This window comes from Marinomonas foliarum (assembly GCF_003337275.1).
Classification (GTDB): Bacteria; Pseudomonadota; Gammaproteobacteria; order Pseudomonadales; family Marinomonadaceae; genus Marinomonas; species Marinomonas foliarum.
The window spans coordinates 60899-70635 of the sequence record NZ_QPJQ01000022.1 but is presented as its reverse complement, the minus strand read 5'-3'; the positions used below and the strand labels follow the sequence as shown (position 1 = coordinate 70635).

7 protein-coding genes are annotated in these 9737 nt (G+C 44.3%); 3 read left to right on the top strand and 4 right to left on the bottom strand.

All coding sequences use genetic code 11. From position 1 onward, the window contains the following. Positions 1 to 113: 113 nt before the first annotated feature. The 4 genes from DFP77_RS12135 to DFP77_RS12120 all read right to left on the bottom strand — a co-directional run bounded on the left by DFP77_RS12135 (position 114) and on the right by DFP77_RS12120 (position 4237). Positions 114 to 707 (bottom strand): CBS domain-containing protein, encoded by a 594-nt coding sequence (locus DFP77_RS12135; protein WP_114412549.1) that lies wholly within the window; start codon positions 705 to 707, stop codon positions 114 to 116. A gap of 43 nt (positions 708 to 750) precedes the next feature. Continuing rightward, complete coding sequence (locus DFP77_RS12130) at positions 751 to 1056, bottom strand: hypothetical protein (protein WP_114412548.1); 306 nt, start codon at positions 1054 to 1056, stop codon at positions 751 to 753. A 201-nt stretch (positions 1057 to 1257) separates the two neighbouring features. Continuing rightward, the gene (locus tag DFP77_RS12125; RefSeq protein WP_114412547.1) at positions 1258 to 2658 is read right to left on the bottom strand and encodes an NAD(P)(+) transhydrogenase (Re/Si-specific) subunit beta; all 1401 of its coding nucleotides are present in this window, start codon (positions 2656 to 2658) and stop codon (positions 1258 to 1260) included. A gap of 10 nt (positions 2659 to 2668) precedes the next feature. Beyond that, entirely contained in the window at positions 2669 to 4237 is a 1569-nt protein-coding gene (locus tag DFP77_RS12120) for a Re/Si-specific NAD(P)(+) transhydrogenase subunit alpha (protein WP_114412546.1), read from the bottom strand. Positions 4238 to 4780: 543 nt separating this feature from the next. Between DFP77_RS12120 and DFP77_RS12115 the strand changes: the two genes are divergently transcribed. The 3 genes from DFP77_RS12115 to fdhF are packed head-to-tail and all read left to right on the top strand — an operon-like array spanning position 4781 to position 9734. Further along, on the top strand, positions 4781 to 5278 hold the full coding sequence (locus tag DFP77_RS12115) for a formate dehydrogenase subunit gamma (RefSeq protein ID WP_114412545.1): 498 nt from the start codon (positions 4781 to 4783) through the stop codon (positions 5276 to 5278). After that, the gene (locus DFP77_RS12110) at positions 5278 to 6846 is read left to right on the top strand and encodes a formate dehydrogenase beta subunit (protein WP_114412544.1); all 1569 of its coding nucleotides are present in this window, start codon (positions 5278 to 5280) and stop codon (positions 6844 to 6846) included. Before DFP77_RS12115 ends, DFP77_RS12110 begins: the two co-directional genes overlap by 1 nt. Positions 6847 to 6848: 2 nt before the next feature. Continuing rightward, a complete protein-coding gene (gene fdhF, locus DFP77_RS12105; protein WP_114412543.1) occupies positions 6849 to 9734 on the top strand; it encodes a formate dehydrogenase subunit alpha in 2886 nt (961 codons plus the stop codon). Positions 9735 to 9737: the final 3 nt, after the last annotated feature.

Below are 9737 nucleotides of genomic sequence, written 5' to 3'. Positions count from 1 at the left end.
AGCCTCAAGATGAAAACACCGAATCAAGTGCGAAAAGAGAAAGGCCAGCTACAGGAGCTGGCCTAAAAACTGTCAACCTATTTTAGGACGACACATTAAGTGAAGTAGGGGAATTAGGCTACTTTCAACTTTCTTGAGTGCTCTTTATGTCCAAGAATGGCACTTTCATAAGTCTGTGCAAAGCTAGAAAAGCCAACATCAATATCCAACCTTAACTGACGAGCCACATCATTTGATGACACTAGGCCACGAATGGCTTTTGTTTCTTCATCAATCACTAATAAATGCTGCAGCTTATTGTTACGCTGGCTAAATAAAAGTGACTCTATATCTGAATGCTGCAATGAAGTATAGGACAAAGCAAGTAGCACCTCCTTTGATCTCATTAAATCAGCAACCATCAGTTCAGAACGATCAAAACCATTTGCAATCTGTTTGATAAAGACATCTTCAGACAGATCCTCCAAGCTGACAATACCGACAAAATGGTTATCGGCATCAACCACTATTTTCATGCGTACGTGCTCTTTTCTCATTAATTGCACCAGCTCATCGGCACGAGTATTAGATTCAATTACCCGAGGCCCCGCTTTTTGAAAGTCCGTAAACACAGTGACGGCAGGAGAATAGATATTAATGTTTTCAATAGTAGCAGGCCATGTAAGTTCATTTACACTTTTTGTTGATACGTAAGTTAATGTTTTCATGATAGATCCCCAATAAAAAATAGTTAAATAAAAATAGGGTGAGTTATATCAATGAAAATGGCGGAGCTCTTGGATTAACATTACGAATAACTTTGGCACTGGCAGCAAAGGCATCAAAAATGTATGAATTAGATTGGAGAAGTGGGGCGTTAACATAAGATAAACTTAAAAATAAGCAACCTTTATCTGATCCAGTATCTTTGTCAGGAGTAATAACCTCATGACAAACCTGCTCAACTGTAGGCTCTAACCATCGAAACTGGTTTACTTCTTGAGCATTTGCACGCTGAGAGATCGTCAGAATAGACGATACAATCACTGCAATGATCATAAGTAATTGAGTTTTCATTGGAATACCTAAACATTAAATTGTCTACTTAATATAGGCTTGCTTGAATTTAAATCCCAGTATTAATTGCAAAATGCCGTGTATTTACACTATCTGAAGGTTTGTCAAAAAATTGTGGCCAGTGCAGCATTGCTTACTACAGGCCATAAGTAAAACGCCAGCTTATGCTGGCGTTTTACTTAATTCATATCACCTTAAGCTTTATGACAGATGCTTTAGTAAAGCTTCTACACTTTCTTTAGCATCACCAAATAGCATACGAGTATTTTCTTTGAAGAACAGAGGATTTTCAACACCAGCATATCCTCGGCTCATTCCTCGCTTAAGAACGATTGTCTGTTTACCGTGCCAAGGTTCTAACACTGGCATGCCGGCAATAGGGCTATCAGGCTCTTCATTCGCTGCGGGATTAACAATGTCATTTGCCCCAATAACGATAGATACATCGATGTTTTTAAAATCATCATTGATCTCATCCATCTCATAGACGATATCATATGGCACCTTAGCTTCAGCTAATAAAACGTTCATATGACCGGGCATACGACCCGCTACTGGGTGAATACCAAAGCGTACATTCACCCCTTTATCACGAAGCTTCTTGGTGATTTCATACACAATATGCTGTGCTTGAGCTACTGCCATACCATAGCCAGGTAAAATCATCACTTCTTTCGCATCAGCCAAGGCTTGCGCCGCTTCTTCAGCTTGAATTTCGATAATAGTACCTTGCTGCTCAGCGCCTATAGTACCGCTTGCTTTGTTGACCTTGCTTCCACCAATGCCACCAAGAATGACATTTAGGAACTTACGGTTCATAGCACGACACATGATGTAGCTCAATATCGCACCACTACTACCAACCAATGCACCAATAACAATTAGTAAGTCGTTACCTAACATAAAGCCCATTGCCGCGGCGGCCCAACCGGAATAGCTGTTTAGCATAGAAACCACGACAGGCATATCTGCACCACCAATAGCAATGACTAAATGCGCCCCAAAAACAAAAGCCAATAAGGTAATTATCGCAAGGTAGTTCATGCCTTCTGCTGCACCAACCTGAGCAAACTGCACAACCAAATACACAACAGCAATACAAATCAGAAGATTAAGTAAATGACGAGCAGGTAATCTAAGCGGCTTGCCAGAAACCTTGCCACTCAACTTTAGATAAGCAACTAAAGACCCTGTAAATGTTACCGCACCAATAAACACACCTATCGCTGTCTCTACATCATGTATGCGCTGAGCAACCAAAGAATCATATTGCCCATGGCCTAATGCATTCGCAAAGCCAACAAAAACAGCAGCCAAACCAACTAGGCTATGGAGAATAGCCACCAGCTCTGGCATTTGTGTCATTTCAACGCGTTTGGCAAGCAACCAACCAATTAAACTACCGGGTACTATGCCGAGTAGCAGCAATTCATAGTTATCAGTTACGGCACCAGCAATAGTGATAACAACTGCGAGAGCCATACCCAACATGCCATAAATATTACCGCGTCTTGCGCTTTCTTGATGACTTAGTCCAGCTAAGGCCATGATAAACAACGCACTAGCCCCTATATATGAGGCTGTCATTATTCCAAAGTTCATTGTTTATCTCCTATTTACGGAACATTTTTAGCATACGATGTGTCACGGCAAAACCGCCCACAATGTTGATGCTGGTAATAAAAATCGCCATCGCAGCTAGAATAGATACGATTGGGCTGTCACTCGACACTTGGGTAATAGCACCAATCACAATAATGCTACTAATCGCGTTTGTTACACTCATAAGTGGCGTATGAAGAGAGTGACTCACCCCCCAAACCACCATGTAACCAACAAAGCATGACAATACAAAAACCGTCATGTGAGCCATAAATTCCGCTGGCGCAATGGTGCCCAAACCAAGCAGCAATGCCCCCGTAATAAGAACCGGTAAGAGGAAGCCAAAAGCACTCGGCTTTTTCTCTTTGGCTTTTATATCAGCTTTTTCTGGTTTCAGTTGTTCGCTCACATCCGATTTTGGTGCTGCTGAAAGTCTAGGTGCCGGTGGTGGCCAAGTAATACTGCCATCTTTCACAACCGTTGCTCCACGAATCACTTCGTCTTCCATATTGAGATCGATCTGACCGTCTTTATTCGGACATAACTCAGTAAGAAGGTGATAAATGTTAGTAGCAAATAACTGACTGGACTGAGCCGCCATACGGCTTGGCAGATTGGTATAGCCGATAATAGACACACCATGTACATCAATCACTTCATTGGCTTGTGTTAAACGACAGTTGCCACCTGTCTCTGCCGCCAAGTCAACAATAACGCTGCCGGGCTTCATTGAGCGAACCATGTCTTCGGTTATAAGCTCAGGGGCGGTTTTGCCTGGAATTAATGCTGTCGTAATAATGATATCTACATCTTTTGCTTGTTCCGCAAACAGCGCCATTTCAGCAGCAATAAATTCTGCGCTCATGGTTTTAGCGTAACCACCTTCACCACTGCCATCTTCATCGTTAAAATCTAACAGTAGGAATTCGGCATTCATACTTTCGACTTGTTCTTTTACCTCTGGGCGAGTGTCGAAAGCACGCACAATAGCACCCATGCTTTTGGCGGCCCCAATTGCGGCTAAACCCGCAACACCAGCACCGATTACAAGCACTTTTGCAGGTGGAACTTTACCCGCTGCTGTAATTTGTCCAGTAAAAAATCGACCAAAGTGTTGAGCCGCTTCGACGACAGCACGATAACCAGCAATATTAGCCATCGAACTAAGAACATCCATTTTCTGAGCTCGTGAAATACGTGGAACGGCATCTAATGCTACGACATTCGTTCCACGCTCAGAAAGCTGCTGAAGCTTATTCATATTTTGCGCAGGATGAATCAGACTGATTAGAGTTTGACTCTTACCTAACAACTCAACACCATAAAACCCAAGCTCAGGGTGCTCAACAGGAGGGCGAACCTTTATCAGGACGTCAACCTCATGCCAAAGCTTTTTAGTATCCTGTGTTATTTCAACACCAGCCTCTTCATAGGCTTCGTCTGAGTAGGAAGCTGCAGTACCAGCTCCGCCTTCCATTACGATATCAAACCCTAACTGCTTCACTTTGGAAGCAATAGAAGGTGTCATGGCAACTCTTAGTTCGCCATCTTCTATCTCTTTTGGGATTCCAATTTTCATATTAATGCCATTTTATATTTATTAACGTTAGCCTGAATATTCATCCAATATGTCTGGAAGATACTGCCCTTGTTTCCTACTGAGTAAACGAGTACGAAGTGAGCACAATTAAAAACCAGCTGCTTGTTAATCTATTGCATGCCAGCGTCATCAGCTGTTGTCATAACGACGTTTTATTGAGTTCGGATCAGACGCCAATGCATTGTCTTAATTTTTCAATTGAATAATTGATTCGATCCCGCTTACCTTAAAGAAGCAGGGAGAGCGTATCTCAAGATATAAAATGTCGTAATGAGATAAGTTGAACATGAGGGGATGTGCGATCCTGCGACATTGAACGCCGTATGCGACCAAGGATGAAATGTCTGAATCTCGACATTTTATGATGGTGAGTAAGCGACAAAATCACCTAAATATCATGAGGTATTATTTTTTGGTTCAGGGCGAATGTGTGCTTTGCATCAATAGGTACTACAATAAAAATAACACTCCCGCCTGTATGAGTTTTTAGCGACTAAGGCGGTTGTAGGAGGATTTATAATAATGACTACACCGAGATTCGTGACTTGGGAACCTACCGTCGGTCAATCCATCATTGATGAGTTTAAGGCCAAGCCAGGCGCCTTACTGCCACTTTTACATGCTATACAAGATCGTTTCTCTTACATCCCAGAAGAAGCTGTAGCGCTCATTGCAGCATCTTTAAAATTAAGCCGTGCAGAAGTTCATGGCGTAATCAGTTTTTACCATCACTTCCGAACTAAGCAACCCGGGCGTCATGTCGTCGAAGTATGTCGTGCAGAAGCTTGTCAAGCTTTAGGATCTCGTAGCCTAGAAGCTCACGCTAAAAGCACTTTGGAAGTGCAGTACCACCAAACAACTAGCGATTACAATATTACCCTAGAGCCTGTTTATTGCTTAGGAAACTGTAGCTGTGGTCCATCAGTACGAGTGGGCGATGAAATTTATGCAGACGTTGATAATCAACGTTTTGATGAATTGATCAACAGCCTTAAAACAGAACGTTTGGAGGTTCAATAATGGTTCAACGTATATACATACCTTCAGACACGACCGCTAAAGCGTTAGGGGCAGACCGTCTTGCTAAACTGATCAATATCATGGCAAGCGAACAGGGCGTTGAACTGGATATCAAACGCAATGGCACTCGCGCATTATATTGGTTAGAACCTTTAATAGAAGTTGATACTACACAGGGTCGCTTTGGTTTTGGCCCTGTCAAAGAAGCCGATTTAGAATCCCTTTTTGCAGCCAAATTTTGGCAAGGCGACGTTGAGCATCCTTTAGCACTCGGTTTGGTAGATGATATCGAGTACCTCAAAAAGCAACAGCGCCTAACCTTTGCACGTATCGGAGAGATAGACCCTTTGTCTTTGGGCGATTATCAAACCTTAGATGGCTTCAAAGGTCTCAAAAAAGCCCTCAAAATGGATCCGCAAGCACTGGTCGACCAGGTTAAAGAATCAGGCTTGCGTGGTCGAGGCGGTGCAGCATTTCCAACTGGTATCAAATGGCAAACCGTATTAAATGCACCAGCAGAACAAAAATACATTGTCTGTAACGCAGATGAAGGCGACTCCGGCACCTTCGCGGATCGATTGGTGATGGAATGTGATCCCTTTATGTTGATAGAAGGGATGATTATTGCAGGCTTAGCTGTTGGCGCCACTCAGGGCTATATTTATCTCCGCTCTGAATACCCACTGGCCTACAAAACACTCAATCAAGCTATTGCTCTGGCTTATGCCAACAATTTACTTGGTAGCAGCATCCAAGGCAGCGAAAAGCATTTCGACTTAGAAGTTCGTCTAGGTGCTGGAGCTTATATATGTGGTGAGGAAACGTCATTACTTGAAAGCCTTGAAGGTAAGCGCGGATTAGTACGTGCCAAGCCACCATTACCCGCAATTGTTGGCTTGTTTGGCCAGCCAACTGTCGTCAATAACGTTTTGTCCCTTGCTGCTGTTCCTTTCATATTAGACCAAGGTGCGAAAGCATATGCAGATTGCGGAATGGGACGCTCTCGTGGCACCTTGCCTTTCCAATTAGCAGGCAATGTGAAACGAGGTGGGTTGGTTGAATTAGCATTCGGACCAAAACTCAGCGAGCTAATGTTTGATTTTGGTGGCGGCACCAGGAATGGTAGACCGCTACGCGCTGTTCAGGTTGGGGGGCCATTAGGGGCTTATCTACCAGAGTCTCAATGGGACACGCAGCTTGATTATGAAGCCTTTGCTAAAGAGGGTGCTGTACTAGGTCATGGTGGTGTGGTGATGTTTGACGACACTGTTGATATGAGTGAGCAAGCTCGATTTTCAATGGAATTCTGCGTGGCAGAGTCTTGTGGTAAATGTACGCCTTGCCGTATAGGTTCTACTCGCGGTGTTGAAGTTATTGATCGTATTCGTTCTGGTGAAAATGTGGATAGCAATATTGAGCTATTAACAGATCTATGTGAAACCATGGTTGACGGTTCACTCTGTGCAATGGGCGGTATGACGCCGTTCCCAGTGCAAAGTGCGATGACACATTTTAGAGAAGATTTTGTTAAAAACGCATCTTCAGCCACGAATACAGAGGAGGTCTAGACATGTTGCAGTATTACGATCCAAATAAAGCTGATCCAAGTAAAGATTACGGAACACCTGCCTCACTTAGTGAAAAGCTGGTAACACTAGAAATAGACGGCGTTGAGACCTGCGTTCCAGAAGGGACTTCTGTCATGCGTGCTGCTGCTTTAGTGGATATAAATATCCCTAAACTGTGTGCAACTGATAACTTAGAAGCCTATGGTTCATGTAGACTTTGTGCCGTTCAAATTGAAGGTCGTCGTGGCACACCTGCGTCATGTACTACACCAGCAGAGCAGGGCATGAAGATTTGGACCCAAAACGAAAAGTTAGCCAAACTTCGCCGTAATATCATGGAATTGTATATTTCTGATCACCCGCTTGATTGCTTGACCTGTCCTGCGAATGGCGACTGTGAATTACAAGATATGGCAGGTGCTGTCGGCCTAAGAGAAGTTCGCTATGGCTTTGAAGGTGAAAACCACTTAGACGCCCCTAAAGATACGTCAAACCCATATTTCACCTTTGATGCCAGCAAATGCATTGTCTGCTCACGCTGCGTACGTGCCTGCGAAGAAGTCCAAGGCACCTTTGCCTTGACGATTGATGGTCGTGGCTTTGACTCAAAAGTGGCTGCTGGCCAGAATGAATCCTTCTTAGACTCTGAATGTGTTTCTTGTGGTGCCTGTGTGCAAGCGTGTCCAACCGCAACGCTTTCTGAGAATTCAATTATTGATTTGGGCCAGCCAGAGCACAGCGTAGTAACGACTTGTGCATATTGTGGTGTTGGTTGTTCGTTCCGTGCAGAAATGAAAGGTGATCAACTTGTGCGCATGGTGCCTGATAAAGGCGGTGATGCAAACCATGGTCACTCTTGTGTGAAAGGGCGTTTTGCTTTTGGCTATGCAACACACAATGACCGTATTAAAACACCAATGATTCGTGATTCTATCGACCAGCCTTGGAAAGAAGTTGGTTGGGAAGAAGCCATCTCTTTTGCTGCAAGCCGCCTAAAAAACATTCAAGCAGAACATGGCCGTGAAAGCATTGGTGGTATCACGTCTTCACGCTGTACCAACGAAGAAACTTACCTTGTGCAAAAGCTGATTCGTGCGGCATTTGGTAACAACAACACGGATACCTGTGCCCGCGTTTGTCATAGCCCAACTGGCTATGGATTAAAACAAACTTTAGGTGAATCTGCCGGAACACAGACCTTTGATTCTATTATGAAGTCTGACTGTGTATTGGTTATAGGTGCAAACCCAACCGATGCTCACCCAGTATTTGGTTCAATGATGCGTCGTCGTTTACGTGAAGGGGCAAGTTTGATTGTTGCCGATCCACGTGAAATTGATTTGCTAAAAACTCCGCACCTAGGTGATTCAGCGCACTTACCATTACGCCCAGGCTCTAACGTTGCCATGGTTAATGCTTTGTCTCATGTTGTTATCACTGAAGGTTTGGAAGATACAGATTTCATTGCGAAACGCTGTGAAAGCGATGCTTATGCGAAATGGCGTGCATTTATTTCAGAACCTCGTAACTCGCCAGAGGCGGTAGAAGAAATTACTGGCGTATCAGCGGCTGCGGTACGTGAAGCTGCTCGCACATTCGCTAAAGCACCCAACTCTGCCATTTACTATGGCTTGGGGGTTACTGAACACAGCCAAGGCTCCACTATGGTTATGGGGATCGCCAATCTTGCATTAGCAACGGGGAACATTGGTCGTGATGGTGTGGGGGTTAATCCACTACGTGGCCAAAATAACGTTCAAGGCTCTTGCGATATGGGGTCGTTCCCGCATGAGCTACCAGGCTATCAACACGTTTCTGACCCGATCGCACGTGGGCGCTTTGAGGCAGCTTGGGGTGTAAGTTTAGACGATGAACCAGGTTTGCGAATTCCTAATATGTTTGATGCAGCTATCGCTGGACAATTTCGTGCCTTATACGTTCAGGGTGAGGACATTGCACAATCCGATCCGAATACCCAACACGTTGAGGCCGCTTTAAAAGCATTGGACTGCCTCATTGTTCAAGATATCTTTTTGAATGAAACAGCGAAATTTGCCCATGTATTGTTACCTGGTTCTTCTTTCCTTGAGAAAAACGGCACCTTTACAAACGCAGAACGTCGAATTAACCGTGTACGCAAAGTAATGCCCGCCGTTGCAGGAAAAGAAGATTGGGAAGTAACCGTCGATCTGGCAAATGCTTTGGGTTATCCAATGAGCTATAACCACCCGTCCGAAATTATGGACGAGATTGCCTCCTTGGCTCCAAGCTTTGCCGGTGTAAGTTACGAGAAACTCGATAAACACGGCAGTTTACAATGGCCTTGTAATGATCAGTTCCCGGATGGCTCACCAATAATGCATATGGAAAGTTTCCCGATGCCAGAAGGCAAAGGACATTTTGCTATCACTGAATTCGTACCAACTACAGAACGGGCAAACCGAAAATTCCCTTTGCTGTTAACCACTGGGCGAATTCTGAGCCAATACAACGTTGGTGCACAAACACGACGTACAGAGAACCAAGCATGGCACGATGAAGATATTTTGGAACTTCACCCTCATGATGCGGAAGAAAGAGGCATCAGTGATGGCGACTGGCTTGGCATCACGAGCCGAGCAGGGCACACGGTCTTACGGGCACGAGTTAGTGTGCGAATGCAACCGGGGGTGGTTTATACCACATTCCATCATCCTGGAAGCGGTGCAAACGTAATCACTACCAATAATTCTGATTGGGCAACGAACTGTCCTGAATATAAAGTCACGGCAGTACAAGTTGAGAAAGTCTCTCAACCCTCAGAATGGCAAAAAGACTTTGTGGCGAATCATCATCGTCAGAATAAGTTTTTAGCAGAAGCCTCGGCCGTTGCAGCCAGTGATGAATGATAA

What these genes read in the sequence shown, in the direction of transcription:
- DFP77_RS12135 (WP_114412549.1), bottom strand. Translation starts at nt 707, where the DNA reads ATGAAAACATTAACTTACGTATCAACAAAAAGTGTAAATGAACTTACA.
- DFP77_RS12130 (WP_114412548.1), bottom strand. Translation starts at nt 1,056, where the DNA reads ATGAAAACTCAATTACTTATGATCATTGCAGTGATTGTATCGTCTATT.
- DFP77_RS12125 (WP_114412547.1), bottom strand. Translation starts at nt 2,658, where the DNA reads ATGAACTTTGGAATAATGACAGCCTCATATATAGGGGCTAGTGCGTTG.
- DFP77_RS12120 (WP_114412546.1), bottom strand. Translation starts at nt 4,237, where the DNA reads ATGAAAATTGGAATCCCAAAAGAGATAGAAGATGGCGAACTAAGAGTT.
- DFP77_RS12115 (WP_114412545.1), top strand. Translation starts at nt 4,781, where the DNA reads ATGACTACACCGAGATTCGTGACTTGGGAACCTACCGTCGGTCAATCC.
- DFP77_RS12110 (WP_114412544.1), top strand. Translation starts at nt 5,278, where the DNA reads ATGGTTCAACGTATATACATACCTTCAGACACGACCGCTAAAGCGTTA.
- fdhF (WP_114412543.1), top strand. Translation starts at nt 6,849, where the DNA reads ATGTTGCAGTATTACGATCCAAATAAAGCTGATCCAAGTAAAGATTAC.